The sequence below is a fragment of the Xanthomonas sp. F14 genome (genome assembly GCF_014199865.1).
Genome location: NZ_JACHOM010000003.1, coordinates 485,217 through 510,247 on the forward strand (window position 1 = coordinate 485,217; position 25,031 = coordinate 510,247).

Genomic DNA, 25,031 nt, shown 5'->3' on the forward strand with positions numbered 1-25,031 from the left:
TTGCATCAGGGAGCCAGGCGCGGCGGCAACAAAAAAGCCGCCAGTGTGCGCTGGCGGCTTTTCGGGAATGCTGCTGAAGATTTCTTCAGGGTGAGCGCAATCCGTCCTCCGCCAGCGGCATCGGAAAACCGTAGTACCAAAAGTAAAACTGGCTGCGGGGTGCGTTCATTGAGTGCATTGATACCACGCACGTTTGGCCGTTGCCACTGTTTCATCGGCAACGGAACGTTGCAGCGGTGCCAATGCGGGGTGCCTGCAGGCCGCATGTGTCGCGCCGACCACCGCGGCGCACGACAAGCTGGGCGAACCGATGCACGGCATTACCACGCGCGCCTTGGCAGGCCGGGATCGCGTACGGCTTGCCTGCGCAGGTGGCATCGACCATGCATCGCACGCCACGGCGCTGTGCCGCGGCGTGCGATGCGGCTGCCACGTTCAATCAGAACGTAAACACATATTCCGCCGCCACTTCACGGCCGATCGGGTTGAACAAGGTGGTGTTGTAGAAGCCGTAACCGTAGAAGCGCTCCTTGTTCTCGTAGCCCACTTCGTTGAACACGTTGTTGACGTAGAAGTTGACCTTGGCGTGGTCGGTGATCCTGTAGCCGGTGCTGAGGTTCCAGTAGATCGCCGGGCCGACGCGGCCGAAGTAGCGCTTGCTGCTCTCGCCCAGATGCACGTTGGCGGTGTCGGTGACCACGCATGCGTCCGAGGCACTGGGTTGGTAGCCGTCGTCGAAGCGCTCGCAGGTGCCCCAGTTGACCGCGCGCATGGAGCCGAGCCGGCGGAAGTACACCGTCCAGTCCCAGGCGCCGCCGTTGTCCCAATGCACGCTGCCCCGCACACGGCTGCGCACGCGTTCGTCGCGGCGGTTTTCGTCGCTGTCGGTGCGGTAGATCTGCTCGCGATAGGCCAGCAGGTTGTTGTAGTCCAGCGACAACTGGAAGTTGCCCCAACCCGCCGTGGCAAGCCGATATTTCAGCGAGGCATCGATGCCGGAGGTTTCCATCTGCGCCAGGTTGATCGGGCCGCGCTCGATGCTGGCAATGGTGCCGTCGGCATTGCGCAACACGCGCGAGGTGATGGTGTCGCAATAGCCGGCGCCGCCGGGATTGTTCCAGGCGCCACCGCTGATGGTGGTGCCGGTGCGGCAGCCGGCTTCGGCCGAGAGGATCTCGTCGCGGTCCAGATCCTTGATCATTTCCTCCAGCTCGATGCGGTAGTAATCCACGCTCAGCGACAGGCCCTGCACGATGTCCCACACCACCCCGCCAGTGAACGAGCGGCCGGTTTCCGAGCGCAGATCCGGCGTGCCGCGACGGTTCACGTCCACGGTGTAGTAGATGTTGCTGTTCTCGTCGTTGCAGCCGCCGGTGAGATACGCGCCGGTGGCGATGCAGCGGTACTGGTCGATCACGGTCTGGTTGGTGGAGCTGGGTTCGCCGAGCACGTAATGCATGTCCGGCGCGCGGAAGCTGGTGGCCAGCGTGCTGCGCAACAACAGGCTCTCGACCGGGCGCCACTCCAGACCCGCACTCCAGGTGGTGTCGCTTTGGGTGCCGACATCGGTCGGAATCGCCGCCGAAGAGCGATAACTGCCGTAGCGATCGTAGCGGCCGGCGACATTGGCGCTCAACGTCGACAGCAGCGGAATCTGCAATTCCAGCCCGGCCGAACTGCGCATGCGCTCGCCACCGCCACTGTCCACCACATCGACCGGATAGCACTCGTTGGCGCAGGGGTCGGGCGACAGCTGGTAGCCCTGCTTGGCGACTTCGGCCACGGTGGCGAAGCGGATCGGCCCGGCCCAGCCCTGCACCAGATCGCCGCTCAGGCTGAAGCTGGCCTGGTTCACCCACGAATACGCCGAGTTATGCGATTTGGCGACCAGCTCGTCGTACTCGCTCGAGGACAGCGGTGCATACAGGCGCGCCTGGTTGATCGCATAGATCGGCGTGCCGTCGGCGGCGGTGCCGGTGGGGCTGCCGAGGAAATAATCGGTGGCGCGGGCGGTGTCCACGGTACGTACGTATTCGTCCACCGTGTAGCGCGAGCGGCCCACGCTCAGCTCCCAGTCGAAGCGGTCGGCCCACACGCCACGCAAGCCGGCGCTCAGGTCCCAGGACTGCTCCTTGTTGTAGTTGGCCAGCCGGTCCCAACCACCGGCCTCGCGCCGGGTGAGCTGCCGGATCGCGTACAGCGAGCGGCCGGTGTCGGCGTCCTGGAACGGGCCCAGATACACGTACGGCGGGTCGTAGGTCCAGCGGCCGATGCTGCGGTTGGCCGACAGCGTGGCCCAGGCTTCGGTGTGCTCGCCGAACTTCCAGGTGCCGTAGAGATAGGCCGAATAGTCCTCGCTGCCGGTGACCAGCCCCCAGTCGCCGTAGTCGCGGGCCACGCCGCAGTAATCGCCGGCGTTGGTGACCGCCCCGGTGTTCTGGTTGTAGCTCAGCCGCTGCCCGTCGATGAACTCGCCGCCGAAGCGCGCGCAGGTGCCGGCGGGCGGTGCGAGGCGTTCGTTGGTGTTGGCATCGACCAGGCTCAGGCCGGTGAACGGGTTGAAGCCGTAGCGGCGGTTCTGCCCGGTCCAGTTGGAATAGGACATGTCGTCGGAATCGTCCATCTCGGGGCGATCGCGCCCGCTCAACGGATCGCGCCGGGTGGCCTGCAGCGCGTAGGTCAGGCTCCAGTTTTCGCCGGTGCGCCCGCCGGCCCAGGACACGTCGAAGCTGTCGCGGCCGCCTTCGGTGGCAGTGCCGCCGCGCAGCCGCACCTGGTCGCCCTGGTAATCGCGCTTGAGGATCACGTTGACCACGCCGGCCACCGCGTCCGAGCCGTAGATCGCCGAGGCGCCGCCGGTCAGGATGTCGATGCGCTCCACCGCCGCAGACGGGATGTTGCTGTAGTTGGAAAAGTTGCTCTCGCCGCCGTACGGCAGCGGGTAGTCGGCCACGCGGTGGCCGTTGACCAGCAGCAGGGTGCGGCCCGGGCCCAGGTCGCGCAGGTTGATCGGCGAGGCGTTGGGCGTATGCGAGCCCCATTGCGTATCGGCCTCCACCGAGCCCTGCTGGTTCATGCTGTTGAGCACGTCGTAGACGGTGGCAAAGCCCTCCTGCTGGATCTGCTGCGCAGAGATGGTGACCACCGGTTGCGCGCCCTCGACCTGCGCGCGCTTGATGCGCGAGCCGGTGACGCTGACCGCGTCCAGGGTGGAGGTGGCGCGCGGTTGCTCCGGCTCGGCCTGCTGGGCAGCCGCCGACGGTGCGATGGCGCCGGTCAGGGCGAGGGACAAGGAAATCGACAAGGCAAGGCGATGACTGCGGCAGTTCATAAGATCCCCGGGAGAGGCCGGCATGGCCGGCGTGGCGTTCCACTGCAACGACGCCTGCGAGCGATGCACCGCATCGCCGCCCCCTGTCCGATGGCCCCCCGACCGTTCGGCGCAAGCGCCTGCCCAGCGACGCTAGGTTGGTGCTGACATCGATGTCAACACACTGTCATGCAAGTGTGATGGGGTTCGCGATCCACGCGATGGCACGCACGTCGACACGGTTGGGGCCGCGAACCGATTGCGCGAACCGTGGCATCTGCGCCGCGTAGGAGCGCACCCGGGCGCGATTGGGGCATTCCCGGTGAAGCCCCTTCGCGCCCGGGGGCGCTCCTACGGGGTCATGGGGTTTGCGTGGCCATGCAAGCGCCGAGTTCGACAAGGTCGAGGCCGCTAACCGATTGCGCGAACCGGTGGCATCTGCGCCGCGTAGGAGCGCACCCGGGCGCGATTGGGGCATTCCCGGTGAAGCCCATTCGCGCCCTGGGGCGCTCCTACGGGGTCATGGGGTTTGCGTGGCCATGCAAGCGCCGAGTTCGACAAGGTCGAGGCCGCTAACCGATTGCGCGAACCGGTGGCATCTGCGCCGCGTAGGAGCGCACCCGGGCGCGACTGGGGCATTCCCGGTGAAGCCCTTTCGCGCCCAGGGGCGCTCCTACGGGTCATGATGGGGTCTGCGTGGCCACGCACGACCTCTTGCGGCATCCACGACCGCCCACAAAAAAACCCCGCCTTTCGGCGGGGTCCTTTGTGCTGCAACAGCCGAGTGGCGTGGATCAGAAATCCATGCCGCCCATGCCGCCCATGCCACCGCCGGCCGGCATCGCCGGCTCGTCCTTCTTCGGTGCATCGGCCACCATGGCTTCGGTGGTGATCATCAGGCCGGCGATCGAGGCTGCGTTCTGCAGCGCCGAGCGGGTGACCTTGGTCGGATCCAGGATGCCGAACTCGACCATGTCGCCGAACTCGCCGTTGGCCGCGTTGTAACCGTAGTTGCCGGTGCCTTCCTTGACCTTGTTCAGGATCACGGACGGCTCTTCGCCGGCATTGGCCACGATTTCGCGCAGCGGGGCTTCCATCGCGCGCAGGGCGATCTGGATGCCGTGGGTCTGGTCTTCGTTGGCACCGGTCAGGTTACCGACGGCCACCAGCGCACGCACCAGGGCCACACCGCCGCCCGGGACCACGCCTTCTTCGACGGCTGCACGGGTGGCGTGCAGGGCGTCTTCGACGCGGGCCTTCTTTTCCTTCATTTCGATTTCGGTCGACGCGCCGACCTTGATCACTGCAACGCCACCGGCCAGCTTAGCCACGCGCTCCTGCAGCTTCTCGCGGTCGTAATCGGACGAGGTGTCTTCGATCTGGGTCTTGATCTGGCCAACGCGGGCTTCGATCGTGGCCGAGTCGCCGGCGCCGTCGATGATGGTGGTGTTCTCCTTGGAGACCTGCACCTTCTTCGCGCGGCCCAGGTCCTTGATCGTGGCCTTCTCCAGCGCCAGACCCACTTCCTCGGAGATCACGGTGCCGCCGGTCAGCACCGCCATGTCTTCCAGCATCGCCTTGCGACGGTCGCCGAAGCCCGGTGCCTTGACGGCCACGACCTTGACGATGCCACGGATGGTGTTGACCACCAGGGTGGCCAGCGCTTCGCCTTCGACTTCTTCAGCGACGATCAGCAACGGCTTGCCGGCCTTGGCCACGCCTTCGAGCACGGGCAGCAGGTCGCGCACGTTGGAGATCTTCTTGTCGTGCAGCAGGATGAACGGGTCGTCCAGGTCGGCCGACTGGCTCTGCTGGTTGTTGATGAAGTACGGGGAGAGGTAGCCGCGATCGAACTGCATGCCCTCGACCACGTCCAGCTCGTTTTCCAGGCCCGAGCCTTCTTCAACGGTGATCACGCCTTCCTTGCCGACCTTCTGCATCGCTTCGGCAATGATGTTGCCGATCGACTCGTCCGAGTTGGCCGAGATGGTGCCGACCTGGGCAATCGCCTTGTCGTCGGTGGTGGGCTTGGAGATGTTCTTCAGCTCGATGACGGCGGCCTTGACGGCCTGGTCGATACCGCGCTTGAGGTCCATCGGGTTCATGCCGGCGGCCACAGCCTTGGCGCCTTCGCGGATCAGGGCCTGGGCCAGCACGGTGGCGGTGGTGGTGCCGTCGCCGGCGTTGTCGTTGGTCTTGGAAGCGACTTCCTTGACCATCTGCGCGCCCATGTTCTCGAACTTGTCAGCCAGTTCGATTTCCTTGGCGACGGAGACGCCGTCCTTGGTGATGGTCGGCGCGCCGAAGCTCTTCTCGAGCACGACGTTGCGGCCCTTCGGGCCCAGGGTGGCCTTGACGGCATTGGCAAGCACGTTGACGCCACGAACCATACGGGTACGTGCGTCTTCACCGAAACGAATGTCTTTAGCAGCCATTTGTTGTAACTCCGGAATTTGAGATTGGGGATTGGGGATTGGCTAGAGCGGGGTTCGGGGGAGATGCGGGATCAGCTGCGCCAAGCGCAGTGGCCAATCCCGAATCCCCACTCCCGAATCCCGCCGGCAACGGCTATCAGCCGATGACCGCCAGGATGTCGTCTTCGCGCAGCACCTTGTACTCGACGCCTTCGGACTTGTAGCTGCTGCCGGCGTACTGGCCGTAGATGACCTTGTCGCCGACCTTGACCACCGGCGCGCGCAGGCTGCCGTTGTCCAGGGGCTTGCCGGCGCCGATGGCGACGACTTCACCCTTGGTGGACTTTTCCTTGGCGGAGTCCGGGATCACGATGCCGCCGGCGGAAACTTCGTCGGCTTCGATCGGCTTGACTACAACGCGGTCGTGAAGCGGCTTGATGCTCATAGAGAAAGACCCTCTTAAGTGATTGATTGGTCTGGAAATTATCGGCGATGTTAGCACTCGTATGTGACGACTGCCAGCACAGCGCGCGGAAAAAACCCGACAGAGCGGGTGCGGGCCAGAGATTGTGCTGTGTGGCCAGCTTTCAAGGGCTGGGGGCAAAAAATTTTCGCCGGGCAGTTCCGTCCCAGGGCCACGACGCGGCCGACACGACTTGGCACGCATCGCCCCGCTGGCGGCGGTCAGCCGGGTGGGAACCGGGCTGCGCAATCGCCGGCTGCACCTGAGACCGGCTACCGAGCCACTGGCACGCCGGACGGTGCGCACCGAGCAGTCGCCGGAGCAGCCGCTCTAAAAATGGAACCAGGTTCCACCGATTGTCATGCGCACGTTTTACAGTCGGCCACGCATTCCCCGATCACAAGGAGCTGTCGATGAGGTTGCCGTCCCCCGCCCGTGTTTTCCCCTTGCGCTGGTCCCCCAGCTGCACGCTTCCCCTGGCCTGTGCGCTCGCGCTGGCCGTCCCCACCGCCCACGCGGCGGTGTTCATCAACGAACTGCATTACGACGACGCAGGCGCCTCCGGCGACAGCGGCGAAGGGGTGGAAGTGGTGGCCACCGCCGGCGAATCGCTGAGCGGCTACCGCATCTATCTGTACAACGGCAGCACACCGGGCGCGGCGACGGTCTACGCCAATACAGCGGTGCCGGCCGGCAGCCTGGTCAGCTGCGGCAGCCAGGTGCGCGTGGCCACGGTCGGCTACGCCAGCAACGGCGTGCAGAACGGGCCCAACGACGGCGTGGCGCTGGTCGACCCCAACGGGCAGCTGGTGCAGTTCCTCAGTTACGAAGGCGCCATCACCGCCAGCGGCGGCCCTGCCGCCGGCATCACCAGCCAGAACCTGCCGGTCAGCGAGAGCAACAGCAGCGCGGTCGGCAGTTCGCTGCAACTGACCGGCACCGGCAGCAGCGCGGCCAACTTCAGCTGGGCCGGCTCGTCGGCGCAGACCTTTGGCGCGTGCAACCGCGGCCAGAGCTTCAACGGCAGCGGCGGTGGCGGCGAGACCGGCGCGGCACCGGCGATCACCAGCACCACCCCGGCCCAGGGCGCGACCGGCTTTCCCGCCGCCGGCGACCTGAACGTGGGCTTCAGCGAGGCGGTGACGCTGAGCAGCGGCGCCTTCGCACTGAGCTGCGCCAGCTCCGGCACGGTGGCGCTGAGCTACCCGACCAGCGGCACCCGCTTCAGCCTGTCCACCAACACCGCCTTGGTCGGTGGCGAGCGCTGTACCCTGGCGATCACCGCCAGCGCCATCCGCGATGCCAGCGGGCTGAGCCCGGCCGCCAACCAGTCGATCGCCTTCACCGTGGCCACCGCCAGCGGCGGCGGCACCGGTTACTACTCGCGGGTCAACACCGCCAATGCCAGCCAGTTGCGCTGTTCGCTGCACACCGTGATCAAGGGCCACACGGTCTATCCGTACAGCGGCTCGGGCACCAGTACCTGGACCATCCTGGAAATGGCCGACGAGGATCCCAACAACAGCGGCCGGATCCTGGACGCCTACCGCAACCGCAGCTACGCCAAGGGCAGCGACCGTGCCGGCACCGGGAGCGGGCTGACCTACAACCGCGAGCACACCTGGCCCAACTCGCTGGGCTTCGGCAGCGCCAGCGGCGACAAGGGGCTGCCGTATGCGCCCTACACCGACACCCACATGCTGTATCTGACTGACACCGCCTTCAACGCCGACCGCGGCAACAAGCCCTATGCGGCCTGCACCAGCAGCTGCGGCGAGCGGGTCACCGAGGTCAATGACGGCAGTGGCGGCGGCAGCGGGCGCTATCCGGGCAATTCCAACTGGGTGCGCACCCCGGACGGCAACGGCGGCACCTTCGAGGTGTGGGGCAAGCGCAAGGGCGACATGGCGCGTGCGGTGATGTACATGGCGATCCGCTACGAAGGCGGCACCGACGCGGCCACCGGGCAGTCCGAGCCGGACCTGGAACTCACCGACGACCGCAGCAAGATCGTGCAGACCTCGGCCTCGCCGGCCTACATGGGCCTGTTGTCCACGCTGCTGGCCTGGCACCAGGCCGACCCGCCGGACGATGCCGAGCGGGCGCGCAACCAGGTGATCTTCAGCTTCCAGGGCAACCGCAACCCGTTCGTGGATCACCCCGAATGGGCGACCTCGAGCCTGTTCACCTCGGCCAAGCCGGCCAGCTGCCAGCTGGCCAATTGATCCGGCCCGGCCCGGTGCCCCAGGCGCCGGGCCGGGAGACGGCTTGCAGCGGCAATCCACATGCCCGACCGCGCAGCAGGCGCGCGAGCCGTCGGCCTGCGTCATTCAACATCAGCGGGCAGGCGCAGGACCGGTATCGCCGGCCAGCCGCCAGGCTCCAGCGAACTTGACGCCCTGTTCCGGAATCTGCGGTCGATCCCCCGCAGACAGGGGATTACACTGCGCGGTCACATGAGCGCCTCTTCCCTCCATCTGTTGTTCAGCACCTGCCCGGATGCCGACAGCGCCGAGCGCATTGCGCGCGTGCTGCTGGACGAGTGCCTGGCCGCCTGCGTCACCCAGCTGCCCGGCGTGCAGTCGCTGTACCGCTGGAACGGGGCGATCGAGCGCAGCCAGGAAGTGCAGTTGTTGATCAAGACCTGGGAAGACCGCCTGCCGGACGCCATCGCGCGGCTGCAGGCGCTGCATCCGTATGAACTGCCGGAGGCGATCGCGGTCCAAGCCAGCGCCGGGCTGCCGGCGTATCTCGATTGGGTCCGGGCCGAAACCCGCAAGGAATCCTGACGTCCATGAAGTCTCTGTCCCGCTGGATCGCCCGCTGCGCATTGCTGGCCGTACCGTTGCTCGCTGCGCCGCTGGCGCTGGTGGCGCCCCTGCCCGCGCAGGCCGCGGTCACCGAGGCCGACCTGCTGCCGGTGGATCAGGCCTTCACCCTGAGCGCCACCGCCGATAGCCGCGACAGCATCACGCTGCACTGGAAGATCGCGCCGGGCTATTACCTGTATCGCCACCGCATCAGCGTCAAATCCGGGCAAGGCTTTGCCGCCGGCGAGCTGGCGCTGCCGGAAGGCGAGAGCAAGCGCGACGAGTTCTTCGGCCAGGTGCAGACCTACCGCAAGCAGCTGCAGGCAAGGCTGGCCGGCAAGGCCGATGCCGGGTTGCAGACCGCCGTGCTGCAGGTGCAATACCAGGGCTGCGCCGACGCCGGCGTGTGCTACCCGCCGCAACGCCGCGAGCTGCGCGTGCGCCTGCCCGATGCCTCGGCTCCCGCCGCGACGCCCGCCACCCCACGCGAAAACCTGGGCGCACTGGTGCCGCGCGCACCGACAGGCCCGCGGCTGTTCGGCAGCACCGGCCAGGCCGCCGGCGTGGACGCACTGCCGCTGCCGGCCGAGCAGGCCTTCACCTTCGAAGCCATCGTCGGCGACGGCAACAGCCTGCTGCTGCGCTTCACCCCCGCGCCCGGCTATTACATCTACCGCGACCGCACCTCGCTGGCGCTGGAAGGCGCCGGCGGCGTGCGTCCCGGGCTGCCGCGCTGGCCGCAGGGCAAGGCGCACCGCGATGAGCACTTCGGCGATGTGGTGGTGTATTTCGACCAGGCCGAAGTCACCTTGCCGCTGCTGCGCGAGCATGCCGAACCGGTCAAGGCGACCCTGGTGGCGACCTTCCAGGGCTGCCAGACCGATGGCATCTGCTACCCGCCGATGACCCGTCGGGTGGCGCTGGAGTTGCCCGCCGGCACGGTGTCGCCGCAGAACCAGGCGCAGGCGGCGCCGCTGATGATCTCGCCGCTGCCGGCCGGGCAGCTGCCTGCGGAACCGGCGCCGGCACCGACGCCCGCGGCGACTGCAGCGCCGGCCGCAGATGCCTCGGCCGACAATCCGCAGCGCACCCAGCCGCCGCACACCGACAAGGGCTTGCTGGCCATGCTGGTGCTGGCCCTGCTCGGCGGGCTGGTGTTGAACCTGATGCCCTGCGTGCTGCCGATCCTGTCGCTGAAGGTGCTGGGCCTGGCCCACAGCGGCGAGAGCCGCAGCCACGCGCGCAGCCATGCGATCTGGTATTCGCTGGGCGTGCTGGTGTCGTTTGCGGCGATCGGCGCGCTGGTGATCGGCCTGCGCGCGGCCGGCCAGGCGGCCGGCTGGGGCTTCCAGCTGCAGCAGCCGTGGTTCGTCGCGGCGCTGGCCTATCTGATGTTTGCGGTGGGGCTGAGCCTGTCGGGCGTGTTCACGCTGGGCAGCAATCTGGGCGGCATCGGCCAGTCGCTGGCAGCGCGCAATGGCCCGCTGGGCGATTTCTTCACCGGCGTGCTGGCCTGCGTGGTGGCCAGCCCCTGCATCGCCCCGTTCATGGGCACCGCACTGGCGTATGCCTTCACCGCCCCGGCGCTGCTGGCGATGCTGGTGTTCCTGGCGCTGGGCCTGGGCCTGGCGCTGCCGTTCCTGCTGATCGGCTTCATCCCCTCGCTGGCGCGGCGCCTGCCCACGCCCGGCGCGTGGATGGAAACGCTCAAGCAGGTGCTGGCGTTCCCGATGTATCTCACTGCGATCTGGCTGCTGTGGGTGCTGGGCAAGCAGCGCGGCGTGGACGCGCTGGCGCTGATGTTGGTTGGCGCCACCCTGCTGGCACTGGGCCTGTTCTGCTTCGAGCGCAGCCGCTGGAAGAGCCATCGCATCGGCATGGGCCTGGCCGCGGTGATGCTGGTGCTGGCGATCGTGCCGGTGGTCGGGGTCACCCGCCTGCGCCTGCCGGCCGCCACTGCCGCCGAAGGCGTGGTGGCGTTCTCGCCGCAGTTGCTGGACCGCCTGCGCGCCGACAACCGCGTGGTGTTCGTCAACATGACCGCCGACTGGTGCGTGACCTGCAAGGCCAACGAGAAGAACGTGCTGAGCAGCGCCGACTTCCGCGACGCACTGCGCCGCGTCGACGCGGTCTACATGAAAGGCGACTGGACCAATGTCGACCCCAGGATCAGCGCCTTCCTCGACCAGCACCAGGCCGTCGGCGTGCCGCTGTACGTGGTCTACGGCCCCGGCGCACCGCCGGCGGTGCTGCCGACCGTGCTGACCAACGCGATCACCGAGGATGCGTTGCTGCGCGCGGCTAGGTGAGCCCGTCGGTCAGACCCGCGGGCCGGCACGCTGGCTCGACCGGCGTGCCTGATGCATGGACGGCATGGGTCGATGATGAAGGGAGCGAGCGCCGATCGGCGCTGAAGTGGCTGGATGCCGGCGAACACCAGCCGGCGTTGCCGAGCATGCCGCTCGACAGCACGACAGATAGCAGCAGGAGCCGAGACGCGCGGCAGCGAACGCACCACTTCCGCGAATGGACGCGCTGCACTACGCACCATGGTGATTCAGCAGACGGTCGGCATGCGATCGACCGACCGGCAAGGCTGGGTGCCTGCCGCGAAACCGCAGCCCCACAGGGCCTGGCGCACTAACGCAGCAGCGTGTCACCACGAAATTAAAACAATCGTTTAAAACAGACCTAACTTCGCCTATCTGGACAGCATCGGCGACATCGCGCAGACTTCCGGCCTTTCCGCTCTCCCGGATGTCATGGCCCACCTGCTGCTGTTGCACGGCCCCAACCTCAACCTGCTTGGCACCCGCGAGCCGGATGTCTACGGGCGCACCACGCTGGCGCAGATCGATGCGGCCCTGGTGGACCGTGCGCAGGCCGCCGGGCATGCGCTGGCCTGCCTGCAGTCCAATGCCGAGCACGTGCTGGTGGAGCGCATCCACGCCGCGCGCGAGGACGGCACCGCCTACATCCTGATCAACCCGGCCGCCTTCACCCACACCTCGGTGGCGCTGCGCGACGCGCTGCTGGGCGTGGGATTGCCGTTCGTGGAAATCCATCTGTCCAACCCACATGCGCGCGAGCCGTTCCGTCACCACAGCTATCTCAGCGACAAGGCCGACGGCGTGATCTGCGGCTTTGGCGCCGACAGCTACCGGCTGGCGCTGGAAGCGGTGATCGCGCGGCTGGAACGCGACGCATGACATCCCGCTCACCCACGCCGGCGCCCGCGCCGACGGCCTGACCCCCTTCCGCCGGCAGCCGCCGGCAACCTCCACCGATTCACCTCATGAGGCCCGTATGGATCTCCGCAAAATCAAGAAACTGATCGACCTGCTCGAAGAATCCAATCTCGCCGAAATCGAGATCAAGGAAGGCGAAGAAAGCGTGCGCCTGGCACGCGTGCCCAAGGGCACCACCGTGATGAGCGCGCCGGTGCAGCAGTACGCACCTGCCCCGCCCGCGCAGGCCCCGGCCGCCCCCAGCATGCCGATGCAGTCGCCCACCGAGGCCTCCACCGGCGGCGCCAAGCAGGCTGCCGCCCTGCCGGAAGGCCACGTGCTGCGCGCGCCGATGGTCGGCACGTTCTACACCTCGCCCTCGCCGGACAAGCCGGCCTTCGTCACCGTCGGCCAGCAGGTCAAGGCCGGCGAAACGCTGGCGATCATCGAGGCGATGAAGATGTTCAACCCGATCGAAGCCGACGTCTCCGGCACCATCGTGGCCATCCTCGGCGAAACCGGCCAGCCAGTGGAATTCGATCAGCCGTTGTTTGTGATTGGCTGAGCGGCGGGGATGGGAGAGTCGTGATGACAGCCATACGGCTGTGGAAAAGCCGGGATTCGCAAGAGCGACCGCATGAGCGCCTGATGGTCTGGCGCGATGCGATGTCGCTTGTCGAAGCGATCTACCGCCTGAGCCACGACTTTCCTGATTCCGAACGTTTCGGACTGACGGCACAGATGCGGCGCGCTGCGATCAGCGTGCCCTCCAACATTGCCGAAGGCGCCGCGCGGCGTTCCACTGCCGAGTACCTGCGTTATCTGTCGATGGCGCGGGGTTCGCTGGCGGAACTGGATACGCAACTGCAGATTGCCGCACGGCTGCAGTTCGGTTCGCCCGATACGGCAACCCTGGATCTTTTGAATCGCACGTTTGCCAGGCTCAATGCATTGATCCGCACGCTGGACGAATCGCGCCATCTGCGCGAGCCCGGCGCCCTCTACGAATCACCACTCTCGAATCCCCAATCCCATGCTAGATAAAGTCGTCATCGCCAACCGAGGTGAAATCGCGCTGCGCATCCTGCGCGCGTGCCACACGCTCGGCATCCGCACGGTCGCGGTGCATTCCACGGTCGACCGCAACCTCAAGCACGTGGCCATGGCCGACGAGTCGGTGTGTATCGGCCCGGCTGCCTCCAGCGACAGTTACCTCAACATCCCGGCGTTGATCGCCGCGGCCGAGGTGACCGATGCGCAGGCCATCCATCCCGGCTACGGCTTCCTGTCGGAAAACGCCGACTTTGCCGAGCGCGTGGAAGAATCCGGCTTCATCTTCATCGGCCCCAAGGCCGACACCATCCGCCTGATGGGCGACAAGGTGGAGGCGATCCGCGCGATGAAGGCCGCCGGCGTGCCGTGCGTGCCCGGTTCGGGCGGCCCGCTGGGCGACGACATCGTCGCCAACACCAAGGTGGCGCGCGAGATCGGCTACCCGGTGATCATCAAGGCCGCCGGCGGCGGCGGCGGGCGCGGCATGCGCGTGGTGCATTCGGAGGCGGCGTTGAAGGCCGCCATCGAAACCACCAAGTCCGAAGCCAAGGCCGCCTTCAGCAACGATCAGGTCTACATGGAGAAGTTCCTGGAAAATCCGCGCCACGTGGAAATCCAGGTGCTGGCCGACGGCCAGGGCGGCGCGATCCATCTGGGCGAACGCGATTGCTCGATGCAGCGCCGCCACCAGAAGGTGGTGGAAGAAGCGCCGGCCCCGGGCATTACCGAAGAACTGCGCAACGAGATCGGCAAGGTCTGCGTGGATGCCTGCATCCGCATCGGCTATCGCGGCGCGGGTACCTTCGAGTTCCTGTTCGAAGACGGGCGTTTCTACTTCATCGAAATGAACACGCGCATCCAGGTGGAGCACCCGGTCACCGAACGCATCACCGGCATCGACCTGGTCTGCGAGCAGTTGCGCATCGCCGCCGGCCGCAAGCTGACCATCAAGCAGAGCGACATCGTGCTGCGCGGGCATGCGATCGAGTGCCGCATCAATGCCGAGGACCCGGAAACCTTCATGCCCAATCCGGGCCTGATCACCGCGTTCCATCCGCCCGGCGGCCCGGGCGTGCGTGTGGATACGCACATCTACGCCGGCTACAAGGTGCCGCCGAACTACGATTCGATGATCGGCAAGCTGATCGTGCATGGCCCCGATCGCGAGACCGCGATTGCGCGCATGCGCGTGGCGCTGAGCGAGATGGTGGTGGACGGCATCAAGACCAACATCCCGCTGCAGCAGCGCATCATGCGCGACAAGGGCTTCCAGGCCGGTGGGCAGAACATCCACTATCTGGAAAAGCGCCTGGCCGAGCGCAAGAACAAGTCGATCGCGCTGGTCTGATCGCACTGGCCAGTGCACCGCGCAACAAGCCCGGGAAACCGGGCTTGTTGCGTTGTTGCCCGGTGCATTGCGCAGGCCAGCCGACCTGTGCGTAGGAGCTCACCCGGGCGCGACCGCGCTTTATCGGTGGAACCTCGTCGCGCCCAGGTGCGCTCCTACGGGATCCTGGGTGCTACCGGATCCGCGGTGCAGATCTTCAGTCGTCCGCGCGGGTGCGCATCGCGCCCGCATCGGAGCGCGATGCGCTGCATCCCTCAGCGCTGCGGCGCCGGCTGCTGGCTGCCCGGCACCGGCACGATGCCGCTGGAGGAGGCCGGGTCGACCACGGTCATGGTTTCGGTGGAGCCATCCGGCCACACCACCTGGAAGGTGGAGCCGGCCGGCAATGTCGAAAACGGCATCGCGCTGCTGGCGCGGTACACCGCGGCCACTTGGCTGGCGCCATGCCGTCGCTGCTGTTCGTCGGCGGCGACCGTGGTCGACTTGACCGACAGCGGCTGGTAGCGGTGATCGGCGGTGTCGATCATCACGATGCCCACGGCCGCGGCCGAATACGCCACGAACAATGCGACCCAGAACCAGAACTTGGCGCCATGCGCCAGGCGACGGTAATTCATGACTGCGCTCCCGGCTCGGAGACCAAGCTATCGACCATCTCATCCACTCTGTCTGCTCCCTGCCGCGGCACCGCGGCATCGAATACGAACGACACGAAATCCTGTGCGCTATTGCGCGAGCAGATGCCCGCATTGGCGCAATAACTGGTGACCAGGGTGCTGTCAGCGCTGCAATCCAGCCCCAGCCGGCATGCAGCCACCTGCCAGGCCAGCTCGGCGAACTGATCGCCGGCCACGTAGCCGTCGAGGCTGTCATCGCCACTGGCGCGCGCGCCCATTGCCGGCGCCAGCGCCAGGTAGGCCTCCGGGTCGCGCGAGGCCAGCACGCGCTGCACCAGCGCGCGCTTGTAGCTGGGCGAGCGCTGCAGCGGCTCGCCCAGCGCCAGCAACGCCGCCTCGGCAGCCAGGTTGCCTGCACGCGCGGCTGCCTGCCGTTGCTGCGCCACCAGCCGCGGGCTTAGGCCGTCGCTGGGCGCAAAGCCGGCGCAGCGTTGCGCCACGCGCGTGCGCGCCGCGTGCATCGCCGCCACGCCGGGTGTGTGTTGCGCGGCGATCCAGGCGCTATCGGCGGCGTAACCGGCCGGGCTGGACGCATACGGCGCGCAGTAATCGTAGACGCGGCTCAGGCGCCAGCCCGCCTGCGCATTGCCGGCCCGCACCTGCTGCTGCAATTGCTGCGCATAGCGGTACAGGTCTGGCTGCGCGTCCACCGCATCGCGGTAGGGCAGTTGCAGGGCAGTGCCGCGTTCGGCGGGCGCGTGCGCCCGCGCTGCCGGCGCGCCGGCACGGGCATTGCTTGCCACCGCCGGCAGCGCGGCGGTGGGCGAATCGCCCGGTTGCGCGCGCACATGCCACCAGGCCGCCGCCGCGAGCGCGACGGGAGCCAGCAACAGCCAGAGATGGCGGGCACGAGCAAGCGGCATGGACAGCGGCGACCCTGCTGCGGAAAGCCCCGCAGCGACGGCGCGGAGTCTAGCACCCGCGCCCGCGCACGCTGGCGCGCAAGCGGACGCTGCCGAAGCGAACGGCGGACGGTGCATTGCATGAGGACGGTGATCTGCGCGGGTGTGGCGTGGGTGGCGCGCAGCGGGCGTCTGGTTGCCGGCGCGCCCGCGTGCTGCGCCGGCAGCGGCCGGCGCCACCGCGCCGCATGTGCGGATTGCACCGATCAGGCGACGGCATCCGCCGTATCGCGCACGCGGTGCGCCTGCCTATCCGGCCCCCGTCGCGCAGGAGTCCGCCGGCATGAATGGTCTACGATGCACGCTTTCGAATTGCCCGACCGCCACGATGCCGTTTCTTGAACTGACCCTGCCCTGCTCCGACGCCACCCAGCCCCGTTACCAGAATGCGCTGGACGACATCGGCGCGCTGGCGGTGACGCTGCTCGACGCCAATGCCGACACCAGCAACGAGCGCGCCATTCTCGAGCCCGGCGTCGGCGAAACGCCGCTGTGGAACACCATGGTGCTGAACGCCCTGTTCGACGGCGACAGCGATGCGCTGGTGCTGCTCGCCGCGCTGGAAGCGTTCGACCCCGGGCTGGACTGGAGCCAGGTGGCGTTCCGCACGGTCGACGACAGCGACTGGGAACGCGCCTGGATGGATCAGTTCAAGCCGATGCAGTTCGGCGCGCGCACCTTCATCGTGCCGTGGAATCACGCGCTGCCCGAGGCCGCGCAAGCGCCCGACGCCGCAGTGATCCGTCTGGATCCGGGCCTGGCGTTCGGCTCGGGCACGCACCAGACCACCGCGCTGTGCCTGCGCTGGCTGGACAGCCTGGCCGGCAGTGGCGAGCTGCAGGGCCGCAGCGTGCTGGATTTCGGCTGCGGCTCGGGCATTCTCGCCGTCGCCGCGCTGAAGCTGGGCGCGGCCAGCGCGGTGGGCGTGGACAACGATCCGCAGGCGCTGCTGGCCACTGCCGACAATGCCGAGCGCAACGCCTTGCAGGCGCAGCTGGCGGTGTACCTGCCGCAGGACGAGCCGGTGCAGACCTATCCGGTGGTGGTCGCCAACATCCTGGCCTCGGCGCTGGATGCGCTGGCCGACACCTTGTCCGCGCGCGTGGCACCGGGCGGACGGATTGCGCTGTCGGGCATCCTGCATGGTCAGGAAGACGAGTTGCTGCAGCGCTACGCGCCCTGGTTCGAGCAACTGCGTTGCGAACGCGACGAAGACTGGATGCGCATCGACGGCGTACGCCGCCACTGACACCGCGTCGGCTCAGCGGTGTGGCCGGCCGGCGCGGATCTGCGCGGTGGTCACCGCATCGGCCACGCTGATGGCGCGCAGGCGGGTCACCGCCTGCCAGCCGGCACGCCGCAGCGCCGCGTTGCGCCACGGCCCGGCCTGCCGGGCCAGCTGCACGCGCAGGCCCAGCTCGGCCAGCAGCAACGCCGCCCAGGCCGGCAGCGACCACGTGCGCGGGCCCAGGCTGACCAGGCCGCCGGCCAGCGCCAGCAAACCCACACTGAGCGCCAGCAGCCGCCAGTGCCGCTGGCGCAGCGCCCACCACCGCGGCGCCAGCCCGGCCGACCACTGCGTGCCGTCGGCCACCGCGGTCCACGCGTCCTGGCGCTGCCAGACCTGGTAACACGGCGCGCCCCGAAAGCGGGTGATCGCCGGATCCAGCGGCGAATGTGCCGGCCATGCCGCGGGTGGTGGCGCGGCGGGCGGCGTTGAAGGCGTGGTGGAACGGGCGGATTTGGGAGCGGCTGGCTCGACCATGGATGTCCTCCTTGAGTTCGCTGTGATCCCGTCATCATTGACGCCCGGACAGTATCGCAAACATATCGGCATATGAAAGGTATACGAACTATCCCTGATTGCTGCTAGGGCTATATCTCCCGGCCCGTTCCCCACTCACGGTGCCGTGTGAGCAAGTTGTACGAACGCGTCCGCGAAGCCCGCGCCCTGACCAAGCTGACCCAGGAAGGTTTGGCCGGCGAGCTGGGCGTGACCCGTAGCGCGGTGGCGCAGTGGGAGATGGCCGAAGGCACCGCGCCTTCGGTAGACAACCTGATCGGCCTGGCCAAGCGCAGCGGCATGGCGTTCGAATACCTGGCCACCGGCCGCGGTGAGCGCACCTTCGGCCCACCGGTGCCGACGATCGCCGAAGAACCCGCGCAGTACCGCCATCTGGACGAGCAGCAACGCGTGCTGCTGAACCGCTTCGACACGTTGGCGCCGCGCCAGCGCAGCGGCCTGCTCGATCTGTTGCTGGCCGAGGGCAAGACGCGGCGTCGGCGTTGAGTCGGGAATCGGGAATCGGGAATCGGGAATCGGGAATTGGGAATTGGGAATTGGGAATTGGGAATTGGGATTCGGGGGCAGACTGCTGGGGGCTTCGTTTGTGAGGCAAGCTCGGTGTTGGTAGCTGGCTCAGTCGGAGTGCATGACGTGCACCGGTCGTTGCGTTTGCTCGTTGGCTGAAGTGCGGTCTGCGCTGGAATGCGGCCTTGGTCTGCGGCGGGGTGGTCACAGCGGCGCGACGGTTGGCCAGTCAACGGGATGCGTACCCCGCAGTCGATGGAAGCGGCATCTGCGCTTGCGGCTGCGTGCCGCGCACGCATGACGCGCCCGGGTTCGCCCATTGGCGTGCGCGTGGTTGAATAGGGTTCTTCCCGCTGCACGCCTGCCGATGTCCGAGACTCCGCCACCGCGCCGCCCCCTGGCCACGTTCCTGCGTGCGACGCCGGCTGCCCCGTCGCTGATCCCGACCCCGGTGGTGCCTGCCGCCGACGCGTCGCTGCACGCGCCGCCGGTGCCGGCCGACGCACTGGTGCCGGCACCATTGGCCGAGCCGGTGGCCGCCCCGGCGGCGCCGCTCGTTCCGCCGCCGTCTGCGCCACCGGCGACGACGCCGCATAGCGACTCGATGCCAGTGGACGTCGTGCTGCCACCCGGCGATGCCGGCCAGACCGCGGCAGATGCCGCCGAGCCGGACCGGCTGGCGTGGACCACGGCGACCACGCCCCAGCTGCCCGGCGATCCTGCCGAAGACACAGCGGCCGGTCCCGGCGACATCCCCAGCGCGCTCGCCGGCACTGCCGCTGCACAGCCGACCACCACGCATCCGCGCAGCGTGGCGGCCGTCGGCGTGGCAGGCACAGACCGGCAGCGTGAGCACGGCACCGCGTCCGCCCCCGCTTCCGACCTGGCCGCCCTGCCAGCACCCGGCAGCGCTCCGGAGGTGGACGCCGAGCCAGGCGGCAGCGACGCGGACGCTGCCGGCGCAGCGGCGCCCGCCCAGTTCCATCCACTGCCAGCCCAGGCCGCGCCTGCATTCGCACGCCGCGGGCTGAGCCGGCCACGGCTGCGCGCCAGCGGCCGCCAGTGGGCGTTGCTGGTCGGGCTGGTCGGCCTGCTGGCCTTGCAGATCGTCATCGCCGACCGTGCGCAGCTGGCCGCCGATGCGCGCTGGCGCCCGCTGGTCAGCGCCGCCTGTGCAGTGGCGCGCTGCACCCTGCCGGCCTGGCGCGAGCCGGGCGCGCTGACCTTGCTCAATCGCGAGGTGCGCCCGCTGCCCGGGGTGCCGGGCGTGCTGCAGATCCAGGCCAGCTTCCGCAACGAGGCGCGCTGGGCGCAGGCCTGGCCGTGGCTGCAGCTGTCGCTGTCCGACGCCGACGGGCGGGTGATCGGCACGCGCGTGCTGGCGCCGCAGGAGTATCTGGGCCAGCCGCCGGCCGCGCAGGACACGCTCGCGCCGGGCCAGGCGGTGCAGGTGGCGTTTCGCGTGCGCGAACCGGCCGCGAGCACGGCCGCCTTCAGTTTCGACTTCCGCTGAGCGGACCCGACCTGCGCCCACCGCCACACGGGCGTGGCGAGCGGGGAGGTCACGCGCTAGACTCACTCCCCCTCGCCGGCCACGCGTCCCGGCTTCGTGACACTGGGAAACCTCCTTTGAACGCAGCCCCCTCTCGTCCTGACACCAGTCGTGGCGCCCCGAAGTCGCCGCTGCGCGAACACGTGGCCCAGTCCGTCCGCCGTTACCTGCGCGACCTGGACGGCAGCGACGCCGACGACGTGTACGAAATCGTGCTGCGCGAGATGGAGATCCCGTTGTTCGTGGAAGTGCTCAACCACTGCGAAGGCAACCAGAGCCGCGCGGCGGCGATGCTGGGCATTCACCGCGCCACGCTGCGCAAGAAGCTGAAAGAGTACGGGCTGACGTAGGACGGGAATCGGGAATCGGGATTGGGGATTCGTTAGAGCGTTCGGGTGTGCTGCGGGCTGGTAATGCGCTGCGCTGGCACGCTTGGTGATGACGCGGCCGATGGACGATTTCGTTGCGTGTTGTGGAATGCGCAGCATGTTGATGTCGGGTCGGGCTGCCCAAAGTGTTCGCTCTTGATCCCACGCGTCGGCGCAATACTTCTGTCGCGCCCTACGTGCCCTGCCTCGCGCGCCCTCTTCATATGATCTGGCCAACCGCCGGGGATCCGGCGGTTGGCTGCAGTGCTGGATCGGCGATGCCGATCGCCTGGGCGAGTTGCCTGCTCAGTTCGGCAATTGCGTCACCGCTGCTTGATCCGCTGCCGGGGCCGGGCCGCTGCCATGGTCCGGCACGATGGTGGCGAGCGTGTCGAACGGATCGTCGAACTTCTCCACCACGTTCTTGTCGTCATCGATCTGATAGGCGGTGTCGGCCTCGACACCCTCTTCCCCGGTCTTGGCGATGATGTTGGTGTAGCGCTTGCCATCCCAGCAGCGGAAGATCAGCACCGAGTCTTCGCCACCGGTCAGGGTGGAGCCCAGGCTGCCGATCAATCTGCTGTTGGCGCCCGCCGTCAGGATGCTGTTCTTTCCGGCGGTCAACTTGCTGCGGTCGCCCGCCATCAGCGTGCAGTCATCGCCGGCGGTGAGCCTGCTGCGGTCCCCGGCGGTGAGGAAGCTGTTGCTGCCAGCCAGCAACTTGCTGCGATCGCCAGCGATCTGGGTGCTGTCGGCGCCAGCGATCAATTTGCTGCGGTCACCCGCGGTCTGCACGCTGCCCATGCCGGCGATCAACGTGCTGCGCGAGCCGGCCGTCTGCGAACTCAGCTTGCCGGCAATCAGCATGCTGCGGTGACCGGCAATCTGGGTACTTTCGTGTCCTGCGATCAGCGAGCTGCCATAGCTGGCGATCTGGTTGCTGCCGTAGCCGGCGGTCAGATAGCTGCGCACGCCACTGGTCAAGCTGCTGCCATAACCGGCAATCAGCGAGCTGTCCTGCCCGGCGATTTCGGTGCTGCCGTAGCCTGCGGTCAACGAGCTGTTGTCCTGCGCGGTCAGGGTGCTGCCATAGCCGGCAGTCAGCGTGCTGTCGCCACCGGCGGTCTGGCTGCTGCCGTAACCGGCGATCAGGGTGCTGGAAAACCCGGCGATTTCGGTACTGCCGTAGCCGGCGGTGAGCGAGCTGTTTTCCAGCGCGGTCAGCGTGCTGCCGTAACCGGCCGTCAGGGTGCTTTCGTAACCGGCGGTCTGCGTGCTGCCATAGCCGGAAATCAGGGTACTCTCGTAGCCGGCGGTGGAATTGCTGCCGTAACCGGCAGTCAGGATGCTGCCATGGCCGGCGGTTTGCGTACTGCCGTAACCGGTGGTGAGCCAGCTGATTTCCTGCGCCGTCTGGGTGCTGCCGTAGCCGGCGGTCAGGGTGCTTTCGTAACCGGCGGTCTGCGTGCTGCCATAGCCGGCAATCAACGAGCTCTGGAAGCTGGCGGTGGAGGTACTGCCATAACCGGTGATCAGCCAGCTGCTGCTCTGCGCGGTCTGGGTGCTGCCGTAACCGGCAGTCAGGGTGCTGTCGTAACCGGCGGTCTGGGTACTGCCATACCCTGCGATCAGCGAGCTGTCCGGGCCGGCCATGGAGGAACTGCCGTAGCCGGCGATCAGCGAACTGCTTTCCTGCGCGGTCTGGGTACTGCCATAGCCGGTGGTGAGAATGCTCTTGTAGCCGGCCGTCTGCGTACTGCCGTAGCCGGCAATCAGCGTACTGTCATGCCCTGCTGTCGATGTGCTGCCGTAACCGGTGGTGAGCGTGCTGCGTTCCTGCGCGGTTTGCGTGCTGCCGTAGCCGGCGGTGAGGATGCTCTTGAAGCCGGCCGTCTGCGTGCTGCCATAGCCGGCGATCAGCGAGCTGTCCGCGCCCGCGGTGGAAGAACTGCCATAGCCGGCAGTGAGCATGCTGCCCTCTTGCGCGGTCTGGGTGCTGCCATAGCCGGTGGTCAGGATGCTCTTGAAGCCGGCCGTCTGCGTGCTGCCGTAGCCGGCGATCAATGAACTGTCCGAACCAGCGGTGGAGGTGCTGCCGTAGCCGGCGGTCAGATCGCTGCCTTTGCGCGCGGTCTGCGTGCTGCCGTATCCCGCCGTCAGGGAACTGTCGCCACCGGAGGTTTGCGTACTGCCATAACCGGCAATCAGCGTGCTGTCGGCACCAGCTGTCGACGTGCTGCCGTAACCGGTGGTGAGGTCGCTGCCCTTGCGCGCGGTCTGCGTGCTGCCATAGCCGGCGGTGAGCGAACTGTCACCGCCAGAGGTTTGCGTGCTGCCATACCCTGCAATCAAGGTGCTGTCGGCGCCAGCCGTGGAGGTACTGCCGTAGCCGGTGGTCAGGTCGCTGCCCTTACGCGCCGTTTGCGTGCTGCCGTAGCCCGCAGTGAGCGAACTGTCACCGCCCGATGTCTGGGTGCTGCCGTAACCGGCGATCAGCGTGCTATCGGCGCCAGCGGTGGAGGTACTACCGTAGCCGGTGGTCAGGTCGCTGCCGCTGCGCGCCGTTTGCGTGCTGCCGTAACCGGCGGTGAGCGAGCTATCACCACCGGACGTCTGCGTGCTGCCATAGCCGGCGACCAGCGTGCTGTCGGCGCCGGCGGTGGAGGTACTGCCGTAACCGGTGGTCAGGTCGCTGCCGCTGCGCGCGGTCTGCGTACTGCCATAGCCAGCGGTGAGTGAGCTGTCACCGCCAGAGGTTTGCGTGCTGCCGTACCCTGCAATCAAGGTGCTGTCGCCACCGGCCGTCGAGGTGCTGCCATAGCCGGCGGTCAGGTCGCTGCCTTTGCGTGCAGTCTGCGTACTGCCGTAGCCGGCGGTAAGCGAGCTCTCGCCACCGGAGGTCTGGGTGCTGCCATAACCGGCGATCAGCGTGCTGTCCGCACCGGCGGTTGCGGTGCTGCCGTAGCCGGCGGTCAGGTCGCTGCCTTTGCGTGCAGTCTGTGTACTGCCGTAGCCGGCAGTGAGTGAGCTTTCGCCACCGGACGTCTGGGTGCTGCCATAACCGGCGATCAGCGTGCTGTCGGCGCCGGCGGTGGCAGTGCTGCCGTAGCCGGCGGTCAGATCACTGCCTTTGCGCGCGGTCTGCGTGCTGCCGTAACCGGCAGTGAGCGAACTATCACCACCGGACGTCTGGGTGCTGCCATAACCGGCGATCAGCGTGCTGTCCGCACCGGCGGTGGAGGTACTGCCGTAACCCGCGGTGAGGTCGCTGCCGGTGCGGGCGGTTTGCGTGCTGCCGTAGCCTGCCGTCAGCGAGCTGTCGTTGCCCGAAGTCTGCGTGCTGCCATAACCGGCAACCAGGGAGCTGTCGGCACCTGCGGTACCGGTGCTGCCGTAGCCGGCGGTGAGGTCACTGCCGTCCTGCGCGGTCTGCGTGCTGCCATAGCCGGCGGTCAGCGAGCTTTCTCCGCCCGAAGTCTGGGTGCTGCCATAGCCGGCAATCAACGAGCTGTCGGTGCCCGCGGTGCTGGTGCTGCCGTAGCCTGCGGTGAGGTCGCTGCCGTTCTGCGCGGTCTGGGTGCTGCCGTAACCGGCAGTCAACGAGCTGTCGCCGCCGGAGGTTTGCGTGCTGCCATAGCCGGCGATCAGCGAGCTGTCTGCACCCGCGGTTTCCGTGCTGCCGTAACCTGCAGTCAGATCGCTGCCATGGCGCGCGGTCTGGGTGCTGCCATAGCCGGCCGTCAGTGTGCTGCCGCCGCCTGCGGTCTGGGAACTGCCGTAGCCGGCGACGATGGTGCTGTCGGATCCGGCCACGCCGGTGCTGCCATAGCCGGCGATCAACTCGCTGCCGTTACCCGCGGTTTCGGTACTTCCATAGCCTGCGATCAGCTGGCTCTGATCGGCGCCGGTGAGCGTGCTGCCGTAGGTGGCGATTTCGCGTGTGCGCAGGATCGCAGCTGAAGCGTGTGCGGCCTGCGGATCGATGCCGTGGGTCGCAACCGGCATTGGCGCGGTGGAATGTGCAGCGCTTTCGACGAGCGGTGCGGTGAATTGCGCCTGCGCTGCCTTGGGAATGAAATCCGCGGCAACGACCGGCGTTGCCGGCGGCTCCGGCTGGGGCGGCGCGTGCTGCGCAATGCCCGCGGCAATGCACTGCATGGCACCGGCACGGCTGCCGGCGTAGACCACCTCGGCCCGGGGAAACTTGATCATGCCCTCCTCGCCCAGCCAGATGATGTCGGCGGTATCGACCATGCAGACCACCCAGTGCGCATCGGCATGCATGTTCAGATGCGCATTGGTTCCCTGTCCCCACAACAGGCCGGTCAGGCCGTTCTCCTGCTTGATGGTGGGCTGCCAATGCCGGCATTCGACACTGCCCGACTGCGGCCAGATCAGCCCGCAGTGATCGGACATGTTGTTGGTGCAGGTGCGTAATGCCAGGACTTTTTCGCGATTCATAAGGGTGATCTCATAGGAATGTTCCGAGCAGCTGCGCAAACCGGCATGCATGCCCTGGCCGACGAACGGGTGCGGAGCGTCCCGCCGTGAGGGCGAGACGGATCGGCCCATTGGCAAGGGCAGTACCGGCACTGC

Annotated in this window: 19 protein-coding genes; 11 read left to right on the forward strand and 8 right to left on the reverse strand. The window is 67.6% G+C overall.

Annotated elements, in window-relative coordinates; all coding sequences use genetic code 11:
* Positions 1–5: 5 nt before the first annotated feature.
* The 4 genes from GGR73_RS13445 to GGR73_RS13460 form a co-directional block, all read right to left on the reverse strand.
* The gene (locus GGR73_RS13445; protein WP_126750501.1) at positions 6–215 is read right to left on the reverse strand and encodes a hypothetical protein; all 210 of its coding nucleotides are present in this window, start codon (positions 213–215) and stop codon (positions 6–8) included.
* Positions 216–439: 224 nt separating this feature from the next.
* A complete protein-coding gene (locus GGR73_RS13450) occupies positions 440–3,331 on the reverse strand; it encodes a TonB-dependent receptor plug domain-containing protein (protein ID WP_456362968.1) in 2,892 nt (963 codons plus the stop codon).
* A gap of 773 nt (positions 3,332–4,104) precedes the next feature.
* The gene (groL, locus tag GGR73_RS13455) at positions 4,105–5,745 is read right to left on the reverse strand and encodes a chaperonin GroEL (RefSeq protein WP_011035771.1); all 1,641 of its coding nucleotides are present in this window, start codon (positions 5,743–5,745) and stop codon (positions 4,105–4,107) included.
* 136 nt (positions 5,746–5,881) lie between these two features.
* A complete protein-coding gene (locus GGR73_RS13460) occupies positions 5,882–6,169 on the reverse strand; it encodes a co-chaperone GroES (RefSeq protein ID WP_003483210.1) in 288 nt (95 codons plus the stop codon).
* Between the two features lie 431 nt (positions 6,170–6,600).
* Between GGR73_RS13460 and GGR73_RS13465 the strand changes: the two genes are divergently transcribed.
* From GGR73_RS13465 to accC, 7 genes are all read left to right on the forward strand, one after another.
* Complete coding sequence (locus GGR73_RS13465) at positions 6,601–8,412, forward strand: endonuclease (protein ID WP_184457343.1); 1,812 nt, start codon at positions 6,601–6,603, stop codon at positions 8,410–8,412.
* A 231-nt stretch (positions 8,413–8,643) separates the two neighbouring features.
* On the forward strand, positions 8,644–8,976 hold the full coding sequence (cutA, locus tag GGR73_RS13470) for a divalent-cation tolerance protein CutA (RefSeq protein ID WP_184457344.1): 333 nt from the start codon (positions 8,644–8,646) through the stop codon (positions 8,974–8,976).
* Positions 8,977–8,981: 5 nt separating this feature from the next.
* On the forward strand, positions 8,982–11,306 hold the full coding sequence (locus GGR73_RS13475) for a protein-disulfide reductase DsbD family protein (RefSeq protein ID WP_184457346.1): 2,325 nt from the start codon (positions 8,982–8,984) through the stop codon (positions 11,304–11,306).
* A gap of 453 nt (positions 11,307–11,759) precedes the next feature.
* Positions 11,760–12,206 carry a type II 3-dehydroquinate dehydratase gene (gene aroQ / locus GGR73_RS13480; RefSeq protein WP_039811529.1) on the forward strand — a complete coding sequence of 149 codons (447 nt, stop codon included), beginning with the start codon at positions 11,760–11,762 and terminating at the stop codon, positions 12,204–12,206.
* Positions 12,207–12,303: 97 nt separating this feature from the next.
* Positions 12,304–12,789 carry an acetyl-CoA carboxylase biotin carboxyl carrier protein gene (gene accB / locus GGR73_RS13485; protein WP_016903367.1) on the forward strand — a complete coding sequence of 162 codons (486 nt, stop codon included), beginning with the start codon at positions 12,304–12,306 and terminating at the stop codon, positions 12,787–12,789.
* A 23-nt stretch (positions 12,790–12,812) separates the two neighbouring features.
* A complete protein-coding gene (locus GGR73_RS13490; protein ID WP_184457347.1) occupies positions 12,813–13,268 on the forward strand; it encodes a four helix bundle protein in 456 nt (151 codons plus the stop codon).
* The gene (accC, locus tag GGR73_RS13495) at positions 13,258–14,625 is read left to right on the forward strand and encodes an acetyl-CoA carboxylase biotin carboxylase subunit (protein WP_016903366.1); all 1,368 of its coding nucleotides are present in this window, start codon (positions 13,258–13,260) and stop codon (positions 14,623–14,625) included. Before GGR73_RS13490 ends, accC begins: the two co-directional genes overlap by 11 nt.
* 254 nt (positions 14,626–14,879) lie before the next feature.
* On the opposite strand, the gene GGR73_RS13500 is transcribed toward accC, so the two are convergent.
* Both GGR73_RS13500 and GGR73_RS13505 read right to left on the reverse strand, forming a co-directional pair.
* Complete coding sequence (locus GGR73_RS13500) at positions 14,880–15,242, reverse strand: hypothetical protein (protein ID WP_039531218.1); 363 nt, start codon at positions 15,240–15,242, stop codon at positions 14,880–14,882.
* Positions 15,239–16,165 carry a hypothetical protein gene (locus GGR73_RS13505; protein ID WP_184457348.1) on the reverse strand — a complete coding sequence of 309 codons (927 nt, stop codon included), beginning with the start codon at positions 16,163–16,165 and terminating at the stop codon, positions 15,239–15,241. Before GGR73_RS13505 ends, GGR73_RS13500 begins: the two co-directional genes overlap by 4 nt.
* Before the next feature lie 367 nt (positions 16,166–16,532).
* Between GGR73_RS13505 and prmA the strand changes: the two genes are divergently transcribed.
* Positions 16,533–17,453, forward strand: coding sequence for a 50S ribosomal protein L11 methyltransferase (gene prmA / locus GGR73_RS13510; RefSeq protein ID WP_065048446.1), 921 nt, complete (start codon positions 16,533–16,535; stop codon positions 17,451–17,453).
* Between the two features lie 12 nt (positions 17,454–17,465).
* On the opposite strand, the gene GGR73_RS13515 is transcribed toward prmA, so the two are convergent.
* Complete coding sequence (locus GGR73_RS13515; RefSeq protein ID WP_184457350.1) at positions 17,466–17,969, reverse strand: hypothetical protein; 504 nt, start codon at positions 17,967–17,969, stop codon at positions 17,466–17,468.
* A 147-nt stretch (positions 17,970–18,116) separates the two neighbouring features.
* Between GGR73_RS13515 and GGR73_RS13520 the strand changes: the two genes are divergently transcribed.
* From GGR73_RS13520 to fis, 3 genes are all read left to right on the forward strand, one after another.
* Positions 18,117–18,494, forward strand: coding sequence for a helix-turn-helix transcriptional regulator (locus GGR73_RS13520; RefSeq protein ID WP_054591306.1), 378 nt, complete (start codon positions 18,117–18,119; stop codon positions 18,492–18,494).
* 388 nt (positions 18,495–18,882) lie between these two features.
* Positions 18,883–20,028, forward strand: coding sequence for a DUF3426 domain-containing protein (locus GGR73_RS13525; protein ID WP_184457352.1), 1,146 nt, complete (start codon positions 18,883–18,885; stop codon positions 20,026–20,028).
* A gap of 116 nt (positions 20,029–20,144) precedes the next feature.
* A complete protein-coding gene (fis, locus tag GGR73_RS13530) occupies positions 20,145–20,417 on the forward strand; it encodes a DNA-binding transcriptional regulator Fis (RefSeq protein ID WP_002804983.1) in 273 nt (90 codons plus the stop codon).
* A 324-nt stretch (positions 20,418–20,741) separates the two neighbouring features.
* On the opposite strand, the gene GGR73_RS13535 is transcribed toward fis, so the two are convergent.
* Positions 20,742–24,896 carry an Ice nucleation protein gene (locus GGR73_RS13535; RefSeq protein ID WP_184457354.1) on the reverse strand — a complete coding sequence of 1,385 codons (4,155 nt, stop codon included), beginning with the start codon at positions 24,894–24,896 and terminating at the stop codon, positions 20,742–20,744.
* Positions 24,897–25,031 lie beyond the last annotated feature (135 nt).

Excerpts from the sequence above, each read along its gene's own strand:
- GGR73_RS13465 (WP_184457343.1), top strand. The coding sequence starts at position 6,601 with ATGAGGTTGCCGTCCCCCGCCCGTGTTTTCCCCTTGCGCTGGTCCCCC.
- GGR73_RS13500 (WP_039531218.1), bottom strand. The coding sequence starts at position 15,242 with ATGAATTACCGTCGCCTGGCGCATGGCGCCAAGTTCTGGTTCTGGGTC.
- GGR73_RS13460 (WP_003483210.1), bottom strand. The coding sequence starts at position 6,169 with ATGAGCATCAAGCCGCTTCACGACCGCGTTGTAGTCAAGCCGATCGAA.
- GGR73_RS13450 (WP_456362968.1), bottom strand. The coding sequence starts at position 3,331 with ATGAACTGCCGCAGTCATCGCCTTGCCTTGTCGATTTCCTTGTCCCTC.
- prmA (WP_065048446.1), top strand. The coding sequence starts at position 16,533 with ATGCCGTTTCTTGAACTGACCCTGCCCTGCTCCGACGCCACCCAGCCC.
- GGR73_RS13535 (WP_184457354.1), bottom strand. The coding sequence starts at position 24,896 with ATGAATCGCGAAAAAGTCCTGGCATTACGCACCTGCACCAACAACATG.
- GGR73_RS13525 (WP_184457352.1), top strand. The coding sequence starts at position 18,883 with ATGTCCGAGACTCCGCCACCGCGCCGCCCCCTGGCCACGTTCCTGCGT.
- cutA (WP_184457344.1), top strand. The coding sequence starts at position 8,644 with ATGAGCGCCTCTTCCCTCCATCTGTTGTTCAGCACCTGCCCGGATGCC.
- GGR73_RS13475 (WP_184457346.1), top strand. The coding sequence starts at position 8,982 with ATGAAGTCTCTGTCCCGCTGGATCGCCCGCTGCGCATTGCTGGCCGTA.
- GGR73_RS13505 (WP_184457348.1), bottom strand. The coding sequence starts at position 16,165 with ATGCCGCTTGCTCGTGCCCGCCATCTCTGGCTGTTGCTGGCTCCCGTC.
- accC (WP_016903366.1), top strand. The coding sequence starts at position 13,258 with ATGCTAGATAAAGTCGTCATCGCCAACCGAGGTGAAATCGCGCTGCGC.
- groL (WP_011035771.1), bottom strand. The coding sequence starts at position 5,745 with ATGGCTGCTAAAGACATTCGTTTCGGTGAAGACGCACGTACCCGTATG.
- GGR73_RS13490 (WP_184457347.1), top strand. The coding sequence starts at position 12,813 with ATGACAGCCATACGGCTGTGGAAAAGCCGGGATTCGCAAGAGCGACCG.
- aroQ (WP_039811529.1), top strand. The coding sequence starts at position 11,760 with ATGGCCCACCTGCTGCTGTTGCACGGCCCCAACCTCAACCTGCTTGGC.
- GGR73_RS13445 (WP_126750501.1), bottom strand. The coding sequence starts at position 215 with ATGAAACAGTGGCAACGGCCAAACGTGCGTGGTATCAATGCACTCAAT.
- GGR73_RS13515 (WP_184457350.1), bottom strand. The coding sequence starts at position 17,969 with ATGGTCGAGCCAGCCGCTCCCAAATCCGCCCGTTCCACCACGCCTTCA.
- accB (WP_016903367.1), top strand. The coding sequence starts at position 12,304 with ATGGATCTCCGCAAAATCAAGAAACTGATCGACCTGCTCGAAGAATCC.